This is a genomic window from Rufibacter immobilis (genome assembly GCF_003721565.1).
Lineage (GTDB): Bacteria > Bacteroidota > Bacteroidia > Cytophagales > Hymenobacteraceae > Nibribacter > Nibribacter immobilis.
On record NZ_RJJE01000017.1, the window covers coordinates 853,557 to 872,251 of the forward strand.

At 48.2% G+C, this 18,695-nt stretch carries 16 protein-coding genes; 6 read left to right on the plus strand and 10 right to left on the minus strand.

Features of this window, described 5'->3' with window-relative positions; all coding sequences use genetic code 11:
- Nucleotides 1–7 precede the first annotated feature (7 nt).
- From EFA69_RS16500 to EFA69_RS16515, 4 genes are all read left to right on the plus strand, one after another.
- Nucleotides 8–1,474, plus strand: coding sequence for a RimK family protein (locus tag EFA69_RS16500; RefSeq protein WP_123134182.1), 1,467 nt, complete (start codon nt 8–10; stop codon nt 1,472–1,474).
- Nucleotides 1,471–2,712 carry a carboxylate-amine ligase gene (locus EFA69_RS16505; protein ID WP_123134183.1) on the plus strand — a complete coding sequence of 414 codons (1,242 nt, stop codon included), beginning with the start codon at nt 1,471–1,473 and terminating at the stop codon, nt 2,710–2,712. The genes EFA69_RS16500 and EFA69_RS16505 overlap by 4 nt, the downstream gene beginning before the upstream one ends.
- The gene (locus EFA69_RS16510) at nt 2,709–3,410 is read left to right on the plus strand and encodes an N-formylglutamate amidohydrolase (RefSeq protein ID WP_123134184.1); all 702 of its coding nucleotides are present in this window, start codon (nt 2,709–2,711) and stop codon (nt 3,408–3,410) included. The genes EFA69_RS16505 and EFA69_RS16510 overlap by 4 nt, the downstream gene beginning before the upstream one ends.
- A gap of 86 nt (nt 3,411–3,496) precedes the next feature.
- A complete protein-coding gene (locus EFA69_RS16515; RefSeq protein WP_123134185.1) occupies nt 3,497–3,889 on the plus strand; it encodes a phage holin family protein in 393 nt (130 codons plus the stop codon).
- Nucleotides 3,890–4,020: 131 nt separating this feature from the next.
- Here EFA69_RS16515 and EFA69_RS16520 read toward each other — a convergent pair whose 3' ends face one another.
- The 3 genes from EFA69_RS16520 to EFA69_RS16530 all read right to left on the minus strand — a co-directional run bounded on the left by EFA69_RS16520 (nt 4,021) and on the right by EFA69_RS16530 (nt 7,626).
- Complete coding sequence (locus tag EFA69_RS16520; protein WP_245964608.1) at nt 4,021–4,956, minus strand: D-2-hydroxyacid dehydrogenase; 936 nt, start codon at nt 4,954–4,956, stop codon at nt 4,021–4,023.
- Between the two features lie 163 nt (nt 4,957–5,119).
- On the minus strand, nt 5,120–6,160 hold the full coding sequence (locus tag EFA69_RS16525) for a nucleoid-associated protein (protein WP_123134186.1): 1,041 nt from the start codon (nt 6,158–6,160) through the stop codon (nt 5,120–5,122).
- A gap of 758 nt (nt 6,161–6,918) precedes the next feature.
- On the minus strand, nt 6,919–7,626 hold the full coding sequence (locus EFA69_RS16530; protein ID WP_245964609.1) for a cupin domain-containing protein: 708 nt from the start codon (nt 7,624–7,626) through the stop codon (nt 6,919–6,921).
- A gap of 186 nt (nt 7,627–7,812) precedes the next feature.
- Between EFA69_RS16530 and EFA69_RS16535 the strand changes: the two genes are divergently transcribed.
- The gene (locus EFA69_RS16535) at nt 7,813–8,193 is read left to right on the plus strand and encodes a hypothetical protein (protein ID WP_123134187.1); all 381 of its coding nucleotides are present in this window, start codon (nt 7,813–7,815) and stop codon (nt 8,191–8,193) included.
- Nucleotides 8,194–8,328: 135 nt separating this feature from the next.
- Here EFA69_RS16535 and EFA69_RS16540 read toward each other — a convergent pair whose 3' ends face one another.
- The 4 genes from EFA69_RS16540 to gyrA form a co-directional block, all read right to left on the minus strand.
- Nucleotides 8,329–8,880, minus strand: a complete 552-nt coding sequence (locus tag EFA69_RS16540) for a DUF4136 domain-containing protein (protein WP_123134188.1) — start codon at nt 8,878–8,880, stop codon at nt 8,329–8,331.
- 62 nt (nt 8,881–8,942) lie between these two features.
- The gene (locus tag EFA69_RS16545) at nt 8,943–9,335 is read right to left on the minus strand and encodes a methylglyoxal synthase (protein WP_123134189.1); all 393 of its coding nucleotides are present in this window, start codon (nt 9,333–9,335) and stop codon (nt 8,943–8,945) included.
- 140 nt (nt 9,336–9,475) lie between these two features.
- Complete coding sequence (locus tag EFA69_RS16550) at nt 9,476–10,627, minus strand: tetratricopeptide repeat protein (RefSeq protein ID WP_148041393.1); 1,152 nt, start codon at nt 10,625–10,627, stop codon at nt 9,476–9,478.
- A gap of 62 nt (nt 10,628–10,689) precedes the next feature.
- A complete protein-coding gene (gene gyrA / locus EFA69_RS16555; RefSeq protein ID WP_123134191.1) occupies nt 10,690–13,257 on the minus strand; it encodes a DNA gyrase subunit A in 2,568 nt (855 codons plus the stop codon).
- 451 nt (nt 13,258–13,708) lie between these two features.
- Between gyrA and EFA69_RS16560 the strand changes: the two genes are divergently transcribed.
- Nucleotides 13,709–14,476 (plus strand): hypothetical protein, encoded by a 768-nt coding sequence (locus EFA69_RS16560; protein WP_148041394.1) that lies wholly within the window; start codon nt 13,709–13,711, stop codon nt 14,474–14,476.
- 75 nt (nt 14,477–14,551) lie between these two features.
- On the opposite strand, the gene EFA69_RS16565 is transcribed toward EFA69_RS16560, so the two are convergent.
- Genes EFA69_RS16565 through EFA69_RS16575 form a run of 3 tightly spaced genes read right to left on the minus strand, consistent with a single transcriptional unit; the run spans nt 14,552 to nt 18,695 of the window.
- Nucleotides 14,552–16,303 (minus strand): M14 family metallopeptidase, encoded by a 1,752-nt coding sequence (locus EFA69_RS16565; protein ID WP_123134882.1) that lies wholly within the window; start codon nt 16,301–16,303, stop codon nt 14,552–14,554.
- An 11-nt stretch (nt 16,304–16,314) separates the two neighbouring features.
- Complete coding sequence (locus EFA69_RS16570; protein WP_123134193.1) at nt 16,315–17,976, minus strand: M14 family metallopeptidase; 1,662 nt, start codon at nt 17,974–17,976, stop codon at nt 16,315–16,317.
- Entirely contained in the window at nt 17,973–18,695 is a 723-nt protein-coding gene (locus EFA69_RS16575) for an HD domain-containing protein (RefSeq protein WP_123134194.1), read from the minus strand. Before EFA69_RS16575 ends, EFA69_RS16570 begins: the two co-directional genes overlap by 4 nt.

Sequence of the window (18,695 nt, forward strand, 5' to 3'; positions counted from 1 at the left end):
AACCTTCATGCGCAAACTAGTAGTGGTCAATAATACCAAAGACTGGGATCTTGACGTAGAAGATGTAGAAGTGGTTGACGCGCAACGTTACCTCACAGACCCTACTTATACAGAGCTTAAAAGCGCCCGCATCTTTAACCTGTGCCGGTCCTATAAATACCAAAGCAGCGGCTATTATGTCTCACTTCTGGCAGAAGCCCGGGGCCACAGGCCCATTCCCAACGTGACCACTATCCAGGATTTAAAGTCGCAGACCATTGTGCGGGCTATCACGGATGAAATCAATGAGACCATCCAGAAGAGTCTGTCAAAGCTAAAGTCCAAAAACTTCACCTTGAGCATTTATTTTGGGCAGAACGTGGCCAAGCAGTACGAGAAGCTGAGCAAGCAGCTGCATGACCTGTTTCAGGCCCCTCTGCTTCGGGCACAGTTTGTCTATAATAAAGAGTGGACGCTGGAAAGCATCAGTCCCATCCCGGTGAACGAGGTGCCGGAACATCACCTACGGGATCTGTATAGATTTTCTAAGGCCTACTTTGCCCGCAACCGCTTTGCCGGAAGCCGCATCAACAAGAAGATCTATGACCTGGCCATTCTGGTGAACCACGCCGATGCTGATCCGCCGTCTAACGACAAAGCCATTCAGAACTTTATGGAGGCTGCCGAAGGGCTAGGATTCTATACTGAACTTATCACCAAGGAAGACTACCGACGGCTTTCTGAGTTTGATGCGCTGTTCATCAGGGAAACTACCTCTGTGAACCACCATACCTACCGTTTCGCGCGCAGAGCCCATGCCGAGGGGTTGGTGGTCATTGATGATCCTGTATCTATTTTGCGCTGCACGAACAAAGTATATCTGGCCGAGCTGCTCACCAAAGCCAAAGTTTCCATTCCCAAGAGCATGATCATCCACAGGGAGAACTGTTGTAAAGTGGTGGAGGAACTAGGTCTGCCGTGCGTGCTCAAGAAACCCGATTCTTCTTTCTCCCAGGGCGTGGTGAAAGTAAAAACCGAGGAGGAACTCGCTGAGCAATTGCAGGAGATGCTGTCAGAGTCAGATTTGATTATTGGCCAGGAATTCACCCCCACTGATTTTGACTGGCGCATTGGTGTACTGGACAAGCAGCCGCTGTATGCCTGTAAATACTTTATGGCCAAAGACCATTGGCAGATCTACAACTGGGAAGGCAAAAAGAAAGACATCACCGGCGATTTTGAAACCGTTCCTTTTGAGCAGGTGCCTTTTTTTGTACTGCACACCGCCTTGAAAGCCGCCAATCTTATTGGCGACGGGTTATATGGCGTAGACTTAAAGGAAATAGATGGCAAGGCCTACGTGATTGAGGTGAACGATAATCCTAACATTGACCACGGGGTAGAGGATAAAATCCTGAAGAAAGATCTGTACCAGACCATTCTGAAATCCATCAAGCGCCGCATTGACAACCAAAAGAAATTTGAACAGGCATGAGCTCCGTAAAGAAATTAGGTTTGTTTGAGGGCTACGGAGTAGAGATAGAATACATGATTGTAGACCAGGACACGCTGGAGGTTAAGCCCATCTCTGATGAAGTTCTTAAAGCCGAGGCCGGAATGTTGACCTCAGATGTGGAGCGGGACACCATGGCCTGGTCAAACGAACTGGTGCTTCATGTGCTGGAACTTAAAACCAACGGACCGGCGGATTCACTCACAGACTTGGCCCATCAATTCCATACCGAAGTGCAACGGGTAAATACTTTGCTGTTGCCATTCAAGGCGATGTTGTTGCCTAGCGGTGCCCATCCGTTCATGGACCCGCATACCCAGACCGTGCTTTGGCCCCACGACGCCAGCGAGATCTACGAAGCCTACAACCGCATTTTCAACTGCCAGGGCCACGGCTGGTCTAACCTGCAAAGTACGCACGTGAACCTTCCGTTTGGGACGGATGAGGAATTTGGAAGACTTCATGCCGCCATAAGGTTGGTGCTGCCGCTCATCCCGGCGTTGAGTGCCGCTTCGCCTTTACTGGATGGGAAATTCACAGGTTATTTAGATGCCCGCCTGGAGGTGTACCGTACCAACCAACAGAAGATTCCGCTTATTGCCGGTGAAGTAGTTCCAGAGGCGGTGTTCAGCCAAAAGGACTATGAGGCGGAGATTTTTGAGCCCATGTACCAGGCCATTGCGCCCTTTGATCCGGAGGGGGAACTACAGGACGAATTTCTCAATTCCCGAGGCGCCATTGCTAGGTTCAGTAGGGGGGCTATTGAAATCAGGATCATTGACAACCAGGAGTGCCCGCTCGCCGACATCGCCATTGTGGCCTTCGTTTCCGAAGTTTTGAAAAAACTGGTGGCTGAGCAGTGGAGCACCTATGCAGACCAACAGCAGGCAGACACTTCCAGGTTGGCAACCGTGTTCAGGGCCTCACTGAAAAACGGGTTTGAGACGATTATTGAGGATGCGGATTATCTGCGGCTTTTGGGCATGGCTGTTGAGAGAGCTTCCTTGCAGCAGGTGTGGCAACACCTGTGGCAGGAAATACGGGAAGAGAATACTTTGACAGCTGAAATACGCCACGCAATTGAGACTATTTTGGAACAGGGGAACCTGTCCCAGAGAATTTTACAGGTTTTAGGGGAAAATCCTTCCTTAGAACAAATAAAAGGCGTATACAGACAGTTAGCTAAGTGTCTGGCTTATAATAAATTATTCACACCTTGAAAGACGAGCGTTTAAAAGTTCTGGTCACCTGTGAGCACGGCGGAAACGAAATTCCGCCGGAGTATGCTTCTGCCTTTGAAACGGCGGAAGAGGTGTTGGCTACGCACAGGGGGTACGACATTGGCGCGCTGGAACTGTTCAAGAAACTGCGGAAAATCTCAGACTTCTCCCTCTACAGCACCACCAGCCGGTTGGTGGTGGAACTGAACCGCTCGTTGCACCATCCGCATTTGTTCTCTGAATTCATGCTCCCGCTCTCTACCACCCAGGCCGAAGGGGTTTTGCGCCAGCATTACTATCCGTACCGCAAGCGCGTGGAAGACCAGATAAAGGAGTGGGTGGAGCAAGGGCACCACGTAACGCACGTTTCGGTGCACAGTTTCACTCCGGTCATCAGTGGCAAACAGCGAAAAGCCGACATTGGATTGCTGTATGACCCCAAACGGGAGCGGGAACAACTTTTTGCGGCCCGGTGGCGCCAGAAGATACAGCTGCTCAACCCAGACTATAAAATTAGATACAACTACCCCTATAAAGGTACTGCCGATGGATTGACCACGCACCTGCGCAAACTTTTCTCTGATGAAAAATATGCGGGGCTGGAACTAGAGGTGAACCAGCGCTACCCTGCCACCAACCCAGAGCTTTGGCAAGAACTTCAGGCGGTATTGCAGCAATCTTTAGCGGGTGCGCTTTAACCAAATCCTGAAAAGAAGAGTATATGTTTCCAGGGAGGGCAAAGGCCATTCCTACTACTCAAGTTCTAACTAAACTATGAAAAAAAATGAATCTGATTCTTGACCTCCTCCTCAGTGCCGGTGTGCTACTGTTGCTCGCGTACATTATGCCGCAGGTTACCGTTAAAAGTTTCTGGACTGCCCTTTGGGTAGCCATTCTAGTAGGAATCCTTAATGTACTCATCGGGTATATCTTAACCTTTATCCTGAACCTGGTGACGTTCTTCCTGCTGGAGTTCCTGGTGAAGCTGATCGTTTCGGCAATCGTGATCAAAATAGCGGATAAGTTGGTGCGCAATTTCGAAATCAAAGGTTTCTGGCCCGCTTTGGTCATTGCTCTGGCCTTGTCTTTGGTAAGCACATTCGTGAACCGTTCAGATGAGGAAGACCGTGCCGAGTACAGCGCTCTGCCTATAACTACCCCAACTCAGGTTAGCTGACACGTTCCCTGAATTAATATTTATTGAAAACGCCCGCTCCCTTCCTAGAGAGCGGGCGTTTTGTCTTTGTTTTAGGAAAAACAGCCGCTAAACGCAACCTCAGTCTCTGGTAATGTTTTTAAGTTAAAGCGCTAATATCCCTGTGACAGATCAATTTTATCAGCCACGGCTTGGCCTGCCAAAAAGGTGTTGAGGTTCATCAGGAAACGTTCAATTTTGCCTTCCAACTCCTGATCCTGGCCTCCGCCGGTGTGCTGGGTAAGCAACACATTCTGCATCTTCCACAGGGGACTGTTTGCGGGTAAAGGTTCTGTTTCTGTGACATCCAGGACGGCGCCGGCTAAATGATTTTGCTGCAAAGCGCAGATCAAAGCGCTTTCATCTGTGGTATTGCCGCGGCCCACGTTGGCGTACACACTGCCTTTCTTCATTTGCCAGATGAACTCCTTAGATACATAGTTGGTCAAATTACCGGGTAAAGTATTCACCACAACATCAGTGTGGGGGAGATGGCTCAACAGGGCTTCCTTGGAATGGATGTCTGCGTCGGGATTGGTGCGGGCCGTGAGTTTCACCTGCGTCCCGAAACCCTCCAAAATCTTCTTCACGGCTTTACCAATGGTACCGGCCCCTAACACAATAGCTTTTTTATTACCCAGCAGCCTAAGCTCTGAGCGCACTATTTTGCCCTGCCAGTTCTGTTGCTCCTGTAACCGAACCAACGTATTGATGCCACGGTATAGGGCCAAAAGACCGGCCACCATGGTTTCGGCGCAGGCTTGCGCAAAAAAATTGCCCATATTAGCCACCGTAGCCTTTAGGGAGAGGCCCTGGTACTGGTCAAATCCCGCTGATTCAAGCTGCCAATACTGTAAATTGGAAGGGGAGGTACTCAACCACTCCACCGGCGGATTCCCGAAAAGAAGTTGCGCTTTGGCGAGGAAGTCTCTGCTCTGGGCGTCTGTGCCAAGGGCGTGAAAGCAGGTAGTATATGTGGGCGGAAGCTGTTGGGTCAGGTAAAGTTGTTGGGCAGGGGAGAGATCAGCGTAAACGAGCAGGTTCATCATGGACGGCATTTAGAAAAGAAAGCAGGGGAGGCCGTAGTGGTTGGCTTCCCCTGCTTTCTATATAGACGTAACTCAGCCCGCAGGTGTTTTCAGAGAATGACAAAGGCTAAAGATTCTCTTGGCGTTTAGCGGCTGTTTTTCCCAAATCTGCCTTAAACTGAGCTTAATCCTCGTCTTCGTAGTAGAGCTTGTAGTACTTGCGGCCATCTTCGTCAACGCCTTTCTCAATCATGTCATTATTGCCGTGGATGTAGACGTGGAAGTTCTTATCCAGCTTCAGCACGCTTTTGAATACGCGCGCCTGTTTTTTCACGGCCTGCGGCGAGATATGGAAACTGTCTTCCAGCTCAATGTCATAGTTCTGGCGGTACTCGGTGTCATAGTTGTTGAAGGACTCAATGAGCTCCGGCTGCCCGAAGATCTCTGCCACGAATTCTTCTTTGTCAAAAGTTTCATGCTTGTTGAAGTACTCCACAGAGCGGTTCAGGAGCGCGATCTGCTCTGTTTTCTCCACTTCAAACTCTTCTGTGAGGCGCTCAGAGATAAACTCTTTGGTGAGGTTGAGGAGGTGATTGGTCTGGTGGAACTCATTGTTCACCTGGGTGAGCCCCAGAAAATTCTCGCGCCAGTACTGGGCCTCCTCGCCGCGGTTCTGGTTGTCCATGATGGCGACAATGAAGCCTTCCTCTGGTTGGGTGTTGAAGATGATGCAGCCCTTGTCAAACTTGTTGCTGTCAATGCCTTCCAGATAGGAAATGGTGAAGTCTCGGTTCTTGCGGCTCACGTCAAAATAGCCGCTCTTTACCTCGGTCTTGAAAATCCCCACGGCTTCCACCACGCGTTCCTCCACTTCGCAGTTGATAAAATGACAGACGTACAATTCCCCGGGTTTTATTTTGGGGTGGCTGGAGCTTTCAAACAGGTGGCGGGCAATGTTACGGGCATTTTCATGGAAAGCCTCTTTATCTGCGAAAATATTCTCGGCGTAGCTGTAGACCTCGTTGAACTGCAGGGAGGAAGGATGGCTGAACCGAAAACGCTCGTGCGCCTGCGCAAACTTGGCGAGGAAGAACTTCTCCAGTTTTTCCGCCAGTCCATCGCCAAAATCAGCTTCGTTCTCAGACAGCGTCAGTTTCTGCTCCAGGCCTTTGTTGCCCACGTGGTGGATAGAAAGCCGGGTAAGGGAAGCGGTATCAAATTTCATCTATGGAGAGGAGTAGCTTAGAGAGTACGTTTCAAGGTTAAGGCACAAAAGTACTCAAATCTTGTGCAAACCAATCGGAACGGGTTCTTCATGTTCCCACTGAGCTGCCTGTTTTAAGCTTAATTTCGGAAATAGGGCCGCTAAACGCCGGAAGAGCAATAGAAGCAGAGTAAAGAGGTATCTACACAATTATGTTAAATAGGTAGCTTCGAAATATAGATCTATTTTATTGATCTTAAGTGACAGAGGATCAAAGCTTGATTAACTCAAGTTTCATAGTCTTGAATAGTAACGGGAAGAGAAGCATCTGATATTTTGCGTTTAGCGGCTCTTTTTGAAAAATCAGCCGCTAAACGCAATTGCTTTAATTAATTTAGATATCATTCTTTATGTAACCGTACCATTAACAAGTAGAAGCTGTAGCATCTTTAATCTTGACGAAGAAGGTTTAGGGCATACAAAAGGATCAGATTACATGGAGACTATCACAGTAGAGAGAGTAGTGAAAGTGTACGAATTTATAAGAGTATAGAGTTCATGTAAAGTCATCTGATCGCCGTCCAACCTGAAAGAATCTTCTACAAGGAAATATAACAAGGCTATACAGTAAATTAGCAGGAAAACTGCGTCTAGTAGCGATACTTACTCCTACTTAACATAAAGTAAGCTATAAGGCTTAGTTCGTAAGCCTTATAGCAATATGTCTTATAATTTATATTATGTTAAGTAATGGTTAGATTACGCCTGTTCAACTTTATTTAAGACTTCCCTGCCGTAGTTAGTGCCATCGTCAGCAGGAAAAAAGATTCTTCCAGGGCAACCACTCGATGCGGAAGTCCGGCGTGCAGTGTAAGAAGCTGATCTTTTGATAAATGCACAGTTTCATTTTCAGTACTGAATTCAATATTTCCTTCCAGAACCTGAACGCTAATGATGCTTGGAGTCGTGTGCTTCTTCAGTTCAGCGCCCGTGTGCAGCCCCATGAGCATCATGCGCATGCCATCAGTCTTGTAAATGGTATGACTGGTTCGGTCGGTGCTGGCCCAGGCTTGCTCCTGCTTTATCTGGTTTATCAGTGCTGCCAGATCCATGGTGAGCATTGGTGCGTCCAACACTCGCTCATTAGCGGTATGCGGCGCTGACGCGGGCTCTTTAGCCTCAGAACCCGCCGGTTCTTTCAGTGCCTTCACCAGATCTGCGATGAGGTTGTCACTGTATATGCCGTAGGCGTTCACCAAAGTGCCTTTCACTTGGTGTTTACTGGAGGAAATAGCATAGACTACGGCTTCGTCATCAGGATCTGAGGCACCCTCAAAACGGTACACCGCATCTACGGCAAATTCATCTGGGTGCAGCTCTAAGGAGTTCCCATGGCAGACCAGGCAATTGTCTTGTAGATTAAAGTCAACGGTGTAGCCCTCGGTTTTAAGTTTGTGCAGGATTTCTGAAACAGTAAGCATTTCCATACGGCTGAATTTTGTGATGAATGGTTACAGGCTGTGCGTGTAAAGTCCGAAGGTGAGGCATTTTTTCCGAAGGGAAAATGACATCTGTCATCCTTCAGAATACTTTGATTCAATTGGGCTTTGGGAAAAACTTTAAGAGGCATTTCTCGGTAACTGTACAGAGAAACCACATAATAAACCAAGACTATGGCGACACAGACATCCTTAGATGCGATATTTAATACCAAACAGAAAAAGCTTTCTTTCTTCCAGAACCTGGTGTTGGTGGCCGTGGCCGACAAACACGTGGATGAATCTGAAAGCGATTTTCTGGTGAACATAGGCCAGCGGTTGAATCTGACGGAGGAAGACACCTCCCCCATTGCCGATAACCTAAGCGTGCTTTCCTTCATCATACCGGAAGATGGCCTGCAGAAAACCATGGAATTGCAAACGCTGGTAATGATGGTGCTGCAGGATGGCCGTATAGAAAACCGCGAGTATAACCTCTGCCTGGAATATGCCCGCAGAATTGGCTACAGCAAAGACACAGTAGATGAGTTTATTGAGGAATTGAGAAAATCATAATTTCCGTTTAGGGGCTCTTTTCTGAAAAAGAGCCCCTAAACGGAAATGGCAAATCCGTATTGTGACACTAGTAAATAAAGAAGGCTCTTCCTTTACGGAGAGCCTTCTTTATTTACTTAACATAATTGTTGTACCTTAAGGCAAAGAACTGAAAAGCTGCGCCACCCCTTCTGCAATTCTTTCCTGCAACTTTTCCTGTTTCTCCGGCACCACCGACTCTGCCTCGGCGCTCCAGACCAAGGTGTTTTGGGCGTTGTCTACCAAATGCACAGAAATGGTGCCTTCTTTGTATTGCCCCACTACCACTTCTTGGCTTCTCCAGGAATACCTTCTCTGGCCGGTATAGTACGGGGCATCGGTCCTGAAATTAGTTTGCCGCGTCTGGTTCTTCTCCAGCACCACCACTCCCACATTGACCAGTAAGTCTGGATTAGACGTGCTCTGGGTGAGTCCCCTCCTCTCCAGCTGATTTGCGATTTCGCGCTGGATAACCGCGATCTGTTCAGCCGGCACCCTCACATTGGCCGAATCTGAATTACCAGCAGTAACGTCCATGAACCCAAAAGTGCGGTATCTGCTCAAATTAAAGTCTGGGGCAGCCTGGTGATTCATCACTTTCACCGGACTACAGCTAATTACCAGCAGGCAAACCAATGCCCACAAAGCAGAAAAAAAATATTTACTCATCGTTCAGAATCTAGTTGAATGTACAGACTATGTACTGGATTCTGAACGATAGGTTTATAAGTTTAAGCCTCAGGTAAGGTTTCCGCTTCCAAGCCTTTCACCATGAGCCGGGCCGTGGAGGGATTAGTGGCCAGTGCCACGTTGTGCAGGTCACAAAGGCGCATGAGCATCTGTACATCTGGCTCGTGAGGGTGCTTCCCCAGCGGATCTCTGAAGAAAATAACAGCCTGTAGTTTGCCTTCGGCTACCATGGAGGCAATTTGGGCATCACCGCCTTTAGGGCCAGACAGCAGTTTCTTTACTTTGAGGCCGGTCTGTTCAACATATTGTCCGGTGGTTCCGGTAGCTACTAATTTCGTGTTTTGGAAGAGCGCTGCATGGTCTTTCATAAAAGCGATCATTTCTGCTTTCTTCCCATCATGCGCAATAATGGCAATCCCTTTTGCTTTAGGCATAGTTGTGTCAGTTGTACGGGGCTAAATCTACTATATTTTCTTTAAGCAGAACATTAACCTACTTTTTCTTCTGTTGGCGTTGGAAGTTGGCCATAAAAAAAGGGGCTCGTGAAAGCCCCTTTTTTTATGGTTTTAGCTAATTAAAGCTGTTGCAGCACAGCGTCCATGCGCTTAGCATCGGCAGGACGGTCCAGTGCGGTGTAAACTTTCAATAAAGACTGGACAGTAGTACGGTCTTTAGGCTGCACTTTATAGGCAGACTCAAAGTGAGGCAAGGCTTGGGTGAAGAATTTCTTCGCTTCGGTCTGCATTGCTTTGCCGTTTTTCTGGTACTCCGCAAGGCTCATTTTATTGGCCTTGTTGTTCAGGTTAGCCCCTTTGTTGAAGTAGTACACGCCCAGGTTGTACTGTGCGTCAAAGTTAGTTGGATCAAGTTCAGCGGCTTTCTTGTAAGAGGCAAGAGCATCATCTGGCTTCTTCATGCGCTCCAGCATGTTCCCGCGCACGGTGTACAGGTTAGCATTGTTAGGATCTGCCTTGATGGCAGCATCCAACTTAGCCATGCTTTCTTGCTCTCTGCCAGACTTCAGGTACAGATCCAATTCCTGCAACATGAAATTGCGGTTATCTGGGTACTTGGCACGGGCTTTCTCCAGCACAGCCAATGTCTCTTGGTCATTCTTTTCTACATTGCTGGAAATGTACAGTAACTGGTTGTACACGTTGGCTGAGGCCAGATTCTTATCTACCAGTTGGTTGTATAGTTTCTTGGCGCCGGCGTAGTCTTCATTTCCAGCGGCGGCGTAGGCAGCATAGATATAAGCAGTGGTATCTTCCGGCTTATAGCTAATGGCGTTTAAGTACGCTTTCTGAGCTTCAGCAAAGTTTTTGTTATTGTAGTGCTCCACCCCAGCATTAAGGGCGAAGGCGTACATGTTGCTCATTAACGCTTCTTTGCGCTTATTGGCCTCATCTGTGAATTCCTTCTTCTTAGTTTCCAATTCTGGAACTTTAGAGAAGGCCTCATAGGCTTGTTTAGAAGCCTCAGCCGGGTCCATCAATTTGCCATATATCGGGTGGTTTGCCATGTCTTGATAAATCACACCTTTGTAGTACCAGGCTTTTGCGTTGTTCATTGTTTTTTCATGCACAACAGCTTTATCGATTTCAGCTTTCGCTTTATCCAGTGTTCCTTTCTGCTGGTGCATGATCGCGTTGGTGATGGCAGAAGTCTGGGCAAACGCCACTTGCATGGAGACTACCGCTGCTGCTGTTAAAAGAAACTTTTTCATTGCTTTCTTTAGGTTAGAATTAGGTTGTTCTGTATTAATAAAAATCAGGATCAAAAGATTCCTTAGTTTTCACTGATGGTCTCAGGATCAGTCAGATCTGAAGCAGTTTCCGGATCTATCATATCCTCAGGATTCAAGGCTTCCTCAATGGGCAGCTCTGATTCATTTAAGATAACTTCCGTCTTGTCTTCCACTTCAATCTTAGCCACAGAAGAGATTTCGTCCCCCTCATTTAGTCTAATCAGGCGTACACCCTGGGAAACCCGTCCTATCACACGCAGATCGGCGACTCTTAAACGGATGGTGATACCAGATCTGTTGATGATCATGAGATCATCTGTGTCCAGTACGCCCATGATGGCTACCAAGTGTCCGGTCTTCTCGGTTACATTAAGGGTTTTCACTCCTTTTCCGCCCCGGTTGGTGATACGGTATTCTTCTAAAGCAGATCGTTTCCCGAAACCTTTTTCTGAAACTACCAGCAGGTTTGTATCTGGGTTGTGTACACAAACCATACCAACTACTTTATCATCTTCTCCGGCCAAGGTAACTCCGCGCACACCGGCGGCAGTACGCCCCATGGTTCTGACTTTCTCCTCATGGAACCTCACGGCTCTGCCGGAACGAAGCGCAATGATCACGTCATTAGCCCCATTGGTCATTTGAACATCCAGCAAACGGTCACCCTCATTGATGGTGATGGCCTGGATACCGGCAGCTCTTGGCCTAGAATAAGCCTCCAAAGGAGTTTTCTTGATGGTTCCCTGCTCCGTACAGAACACCAGGTAATTGTTGATCACGTAGTCTGGGTTCTTAAGCCCATGCACGTTGATGACCGCCCTCACCTTATCATCTTTTTCAATGTTGATCAGGTTTTGGATCGCTCGGCCTTTAGTGGTTTTGCCTCCTTCCGGTACTTCATATACTTTGAGCCAGAAGACCTTGCCAGATTCAGTGAAAATGAGCAGGTAATTATGGGTGCTGGCAATAAATAAGTGTTCAGTAAAATCGTCCTGCTTAGAAGTGGCGGCACCTCTAGAACCCACGCCTCCACGGCTTTGGCTGCGGTATTCTGTGAGCGGCGTTCGTTTCACATATCCTTCGTGGGAAATGGTGATCACCATGTTCTCATCTGGGATCATGTCTTCCAGGGAGATATCACTGGAAACCATTTCAATCTGAGTTCTGCGCTCGTCGCCGTAGCGGTCCCTGATGTCGGTAAGTTCCTGTTTAATGATCTCCATTCTCAGGCCTTCATCGGCAAGCACTTTGGTGAGGTAATCAATTAAGTCCTTGATCTCCTGGTACTCCTTCATGATCTTGTCGCGCTCCAGACCGGTTAAACGCTGCAGACGCATCTCCAGAATAGCCCGGGCCTGGATATCTGACAACTGGAACCGGTCAATCAAGCCCATACGTGCCACCTCTGGGTCACGGGAAGAGCGAATAAGGTTGATGACTTCGTCCAGGTTATCCAGCGCAATCAGTAAGCCTTCCAAGATATGGGCACGCTTACGGGCCTCGTCTAACTCATACTGCGTTCTGCGGATTACCACCTCATGGCGGTGCTCCACAAAATGCTTGATTAGGTCTTTCAGGTTAAGCGTCATTGGTCTGCCGCCTACCAACGCCACATTGTTTACACCAAAGGATGACTGTAATTGCGTGTACTTGAACAGGTTGTTCAATACCACATTTGGTACAGCGTCACGTTTAAGGTCATACACAATGCGTAACCCTTCACGGTCAGATTCATCGCGCAGATCAGAAATGCCTTCAATCTTCTTTTCATTCACCAATGCCGCCGTTTTCTCAATCATGGCGGCTTTGTTCACCATGTAAGGAATCTCTGTGACAATGATCTGGTCTTTCCCGGTTTTGGAAGTCTCAATTACTGCCTTAGCCCGCACAATTACTCGGCCACGGCCAGTCTCAAAGGCAGATTTAACACCATCATAGCCATAGATAATCCCGCCGGTTGGGAAATCAGGGGCCGTGATGTGTTTCATCAGATCCGCTATGGTTATTTCTGGGTCATCTATGTAAGCAATAATACCATTCACCACTTCTGTAAGGTTATGCGGAGCCATGTTAGTGGCCATACCTACCGCAATACCGGAAGTACCGTTTACCAGCAGGTTCGGTAATTTAGCAGGGAATACACTGGGTTCCTTGAGGGAGTCGTCAAAGTTGGGAACAAAGTCAACGGTATTTTTCTCAAGGTCGGCCAAAAGCTCGTCTGCAATTCTTTTCAGGCGGGCTTCAGTATAACGCATGGCCGCGGCAGAGTCTCCGTCAATAGATCCGAAGTTACCTTGCCCGTCTACCAACGGATAGCGCAGGGACCAGGGCTGAGCCATCCTAACCATGGTATCATACACTGAGGAGTCGCCGTGAGGGTGGTATTTACCTAACACCTCTCCTACTATCCTGGCTGACTTCTTGTACGCTTTGTTGTAGGATACTCCTAATTCAGACATCCCATACAACACGCGGCGGTGTACTGGCTTTAAACCATCGCGTACATCTGGAAGTGCGCGGGAGATAATCACTGACATTGAATAGTCAATGTATGCGCCACGCATTTCGTCCTCGATGTTTATGGGAATAATCCGCTCGTTTTCTGCCATTTTACTTCAATTGAGCTTAAAAATTTGTGTTTTGTATAAGCCTGCAATTTACGCAGAAAGATAGTGAAAAGCTAATTTTAGTCCTTTTTACGCCCTCGCTTCCCATTCATTTCCTGCTGCATCTCCTTTGAGGGTTTTGGTAGTTTCTCCCCTATTCTGGGGTTCTGTTTTTTGTACCATGGCATGCCTCTGTACTCGCCTTCCCCATGGCGATGCACCATGCGCGTTTGGCAGGAGTTGATTGGACAACTAGGGCGGCAGGAACTGATCAAACCACAGCTAATGGAGACGAAGAGGAGTAAAAATGTTTTAAGCGAAGCGTTCATCTAGTACATTACAGCTTTGAGATTGTTTGCAAAATAAAAGTTTTTAAATCTATGTAACATATGTTTTTGAAAAACTATAGAATAATCATAAATTGTTTCAAACTTTATAGTAAATCATAACTAAAATGAAATTAAATTATCATAAAGCATTATTAGTAGTGGGGTTATGTTGCTCATGGACAACTTTTTCCTATGGCCAAGGCAATACTCCTATGGGCCTTGCAGGTCAAACAAATGTGCAGTCATTAGGCAGACTAGGTGGCGCTGGGAGTACAGTCGTTTTCGAAAATAGATACCAAGGTGTCAAAGGTAGCCCATATTTTTGGGATGTGTGGGCTCCTGGAAAAGTTATAGTAAAATCAGGTAATTCAGACAAGAACGAAGTTTTTGCTAATATAAAATTAAAATTTGATGCTTACTCAAATCTATTAGTAGCAGTGATTCCTCAAACCAAGGACACATTACAATTTGGTACTGCCCCAATTATTTCGTTTACTCTTCAGCATCCGATAGTTGGAAATTCTATTGACTTCAGACGTATTAAAGAAGCGCAGGCCATTGATCCAGCTCTTAGTGACGCTTTTTTTGCAGTATTAACTGAAAGTACTGATATTAAGACTTCATTGGTTAAACGAGTACTCAAGAAAAAAATCGATGCTAATTTCAAAGGTGGGTACAGCGCCGGGCAAACCTATGATGAAATTGTTGATGAGTCACAGTATTATATAGTTCATAATGGAAAGATGCAGAGGGTAAAAATCAACAGAAAGTCACTGCTGGACGTGTTCCCTTCTCAGGCTGATAAACTTAAAGCTTATATCGTTTCCAATAAATTAGCAATGTCTTCTGAGGCGGACTTGATTCAAGTACTGCAATATTTTTATACTCTCTAATTTGCCACCTTCTTCAACCAGCAGAGGCGGCCCATTAGCCGCCTCTGCTGGTTGAAACTCTTCTTGGAGGAATAACTAAAACTTCTGAGTCACTACTCCTCCTTTTCTACTGTCTACTTCTATGGTGAGGTCTGGCTTATTGGCCAATACAATCCACCTGACTTTGACGTAGCCCATGCCGGGAATGTTAGGTATTTCCAAACGCGAAGGATTTTGCTTTTGCTCCTTCCCCAGGTTCAGGTCAGCGTTTTCCATGACCAATCCGGCTACTATACTTTGATCCTTTAAGGAAACATAGTCTGGCCTTTCAATCTTATATTTTAGATCTTGGCTGGAATGGGTGGGAATGATCCGGTTATTGGCAATGGTTGCGGTAACTTCGGTTAATCCATTGGAGAGCTTTCTGGTCTGCACCTCTCTTATCTCTAATTGCGGTAATTGATACGTTTGGTACACAGTGAAAGCCATGTTGCGGTGCGCGTCTTCCTCCAACAGAAAACCTGGGTGGGCTCTGGGGTAATTTTTCTTGAATCCCCCAATCTCCACCATTCCATAGGTTGGATGATCAAACGGTTCCCACTCCACAAAGGCATCATTGAAGAGCAACATCTTGTTGAAATCATACTGCTCTGCCTCCCGCTCTTGCCCCGATGCTGTTTTGCGGTCGAACTGGAGATAAGGCGACATAAGTTCATTGGTGAACGTGAAGATGCCTCGGGCACCATGGAACCAGTCTAGTTCGCCCCCAAATGCCGAGTAAAGGTCTCTGTACACCACCATATAGGTATAGCCCGGAATCACCTGCTCCGCATATTTCCCAAGCAAATCGTAGACTTGGTTGTCATCTCTATTGTAGGTGTTTTGGTCTTCCTCTGCCCCAGGTCCACGTAAAATCATGCCGCCGTTGTTGTGGTAACTTTGGGCACCCGCAATGTTGGGATGGCGCAGCACAAAGTCTTTCACCGCTCGGTTTTCGGGCAGGGAGAAAGGATACTTAAAGGCTCCCCGCTGAATGTAATCAGGTTGCCAGTTCCATCCCCAGTCACGGTTAGGGTCATAGTAACCAATGGGATCTTCGTTCACCTTACCATCGCCGTCATTGTCCAAGCCCTCGTACCCCAGTAATTCATAGGTACCCGGTTGATCAGGCTTGGCAGGGATGAGACGTAATGGGTTCTGCGGATCCAAAATATACCTGCCGTTGGGCGACTTGCGGCGCATGAACGTGATGTGGCCGTCTTTGTTCAGGTCATCGGGTTGATCTTCATCAACCAACCCATCACCGTCATCGTCCAGTGGCATCATGCCAGACCGGGGCGAGTGGGCGTTGTTGGGTTTGTGCATGAAGTTGTCACGCGCATCTGGGTTGATGGTGGGTATGATGTAGAAGGTTTTCTGCTGTAACAGCTCCTTGATAAAACGGTTATCCTGGAAGTTTTCGGCTAAGTACCAGACGGTGTACAAGGCAAACTCTGCTCCCTGAATCTCATTGGAGTGGATGTTCCCGTCTATGTACATGGCCGGCTTCCGGAGAGGATCACCCGTCTTGAAATCAGAGACGGTTAAGACCCAGAGCCGACGTCCCTCATAGGAGTCACCAATGGTTTCCAGCTTTACCAGGTCTGGATGGGCTTTGGCTAATTGCTGACAGATCTGGGTAATGCCTGCATAGTCATAATAGCGGTTCCATGAAACGCTCACTTTGGGGTTGTGTGGGGTGCCCGCCGCTCTAAACACTTGTTCTGGTGTTTGTGCCCTAGAGGTCTGTACGCCGCAAAATGCCAGAAGAGAAGCAACTAGGGCAACAGGGAAAAATCGTTTCTTCATGTAAGGGTTCACTAGCGTAAATTAACTCCTTTGGATTGGCTTCCGGCGGTAGGGCTGCTGGCCTCCACTGTCACATAGCCTTTGCCGTTCACCAGCCACGTAACCTGGAACTTCTCCCCGGCGCCCAAAGCATTGCTCAACTGAATCTTGTTCCCTGACACCAGCTTCTGGTCATTTTCCAGCTTAAGCGTCACCTTTACTTTCTGCACCCATCTGGATTTATCACCTATCTCTGAATGGGTGGGCAAGGAGCCCTGGTTCAGGACATCGGCGGTAATGCGGGTGAGGCCACCGGCTACTTTCTCTGACGTAATGTTCACGATCTGCAAAGAAGGCATCCATTTGGCATAGGCCGAGAAGAATTCAAAATGTTTTTGGGCAACGGGAGCCAGTAAACGTACCGGAGGCGTCTGTCTCACATAAGGCGCAAAACCACCGATCTCCACCTCCTGGTCCGGGAAATCTGGATGTTTGAACCGTTTCCAGTCCACAAAAGCGCCTACCACCTCATTGGCTTCGGCCCACCGGATGAAGTTCACGTCTTCATGTTCTGAGGGAGCAACTGCTGCTTTACCATTCACCGTGTCTTTAGGGGCAGATACTTTCGGCGTCCACCAGCCGGGAGTACTGTAACTGAACCTGCCGTAATGAAAGTAAGCCCACTGCAATACGTCTCCACTGCTTGGAGCCGCTTTGGGAGCGTTCTTCAGTTGGGTTGTATTGTTGTAGAGTTTGGAGATCTGGTCATTGACGGCGGCATCTTTTTCCAGCAGGCCGTTGATGATGCGTTTAGAAGCCTTGCCTTTGTCATAGGCCAGCGGCTGGGAAAGCGTATTGGCCGGACCCAAGACAAAAACGGCGTACACATTGCGGGCATCATACATAAAATCGGCGAAGGCTTTGGTTTCCCGCTCAGAAATGGGATGTTCTCCGGCCCCTTCCTGGAAATAAGGATAATCAAAGGTGAAGTTGCGGTTGAAGACCACACCACCCTCCGGGTCTTCGTTCCATTTGCCGTCGCGGTCGTTGTCAATGCCTTCGGTGTAGAGCAGGTATTCGCCTTTCTCGCCTTTGGAAACATCGGCCTTGACCATAATGCGCGGGTCTTCCTTGGCCGGACGGTAAAGGCCCGTAGGGTTTTTCACGCGCATCATGGTAATGAGACCGTCTTTGTTTAAATCCTCAAACGGGTCCTCAAACATGCGGCCGTCCCGGTCATCATCTATGGGTTGGGCGTTGGCAGACCGTTCCCAACGCAGTTTCTCATGGTACTGTTCTGAAGCATCGGGCATGAGGTTGGGGAAAATGTAGAAGGTCTTGCTCTGTAACAGCTCCCGCACCGAGTCTTGCAACACCGCCGCCTGCAACATTTGTTCGGCCATTTGCACCGCCAGTTCAGTGGTGGCCAGTTGCGTGCCTTCTACCCCGGCGGCAATCACAATGGCCGGTTTGTTCACGGCATTATCTCGGCCCAAAGTCAGGAGCCAGATTTCTTTACCGGTGGCCGTTTTGCCTACGGTGGTAAGGGTGCTCAGTTTGCTGTATTTGCTGCTTAGTTTCTGGAGCCGTGCGGTTAGCTGATCGTAGCTTTGGTAATCGCGCTGGGCCGTGGCCAGGCTGGTAGCCCCACAGAAAGCAAAACCCACCAAAGCCGCTTTTATCTTTTGGTTCATGAAGGTAACGGTGAAGCTGCCGGGGCGGCAGTTGAGGGAGAGGAAAGCTGAAAGTACTCCGGCGCTGGTTCTTCACCATGCCACTCACGAAGGAAACGCTCCACAAACTGTTCCATGTACGCGTGCCGCTCCTGTGCCATGGCTTTGCCGGTGGCGGTATTGATTCTGTCTTTTAAAAGGAAAAGCTTTTCATAGAAGTGGTTGAGCGTGGCGCCTTTGTTCTTCTTGTATTCCTCAAAAGATGCGTGCAGCTGCGGAGGTTGATGGGGACTGTACATTTCACGGTCTTTGTGCCCGCCGTAGGCAAATGCCCGCCCAATTCCAATGGCGCCAATGGCATCCAGACGATCTGCGTCCTGTACCACCTGCGCCTCAAGGGTGGAGGGTGTGGTGTCTACCCCGGCTCCTTTGAAAGTTACCTCCCTGATGATCTGGCAAACTTTTTCAATCAATTCTGCTGGGGCGTGATGGGATTCTAGCCACGCTTTGGCTGCCCGCGGACCCGCTTCCTCATCCCCGGCGTTGAATTTCCAATCAGCAATGTCATGGAGCAATGCGCCTAACTGCACCACCGTGAGGTTGGCATTTTCCTGCTTCGCGATTTGAGTGGCGTTCTGCCAGACCCGTTTGATATGCCACCAGTCATGGCCAGAGCCTTCGCCGGTAAAAAGTTTTTCTACGTGTTGGGCGGTAGCCGCCACTAATTCTTCCGGATTCAT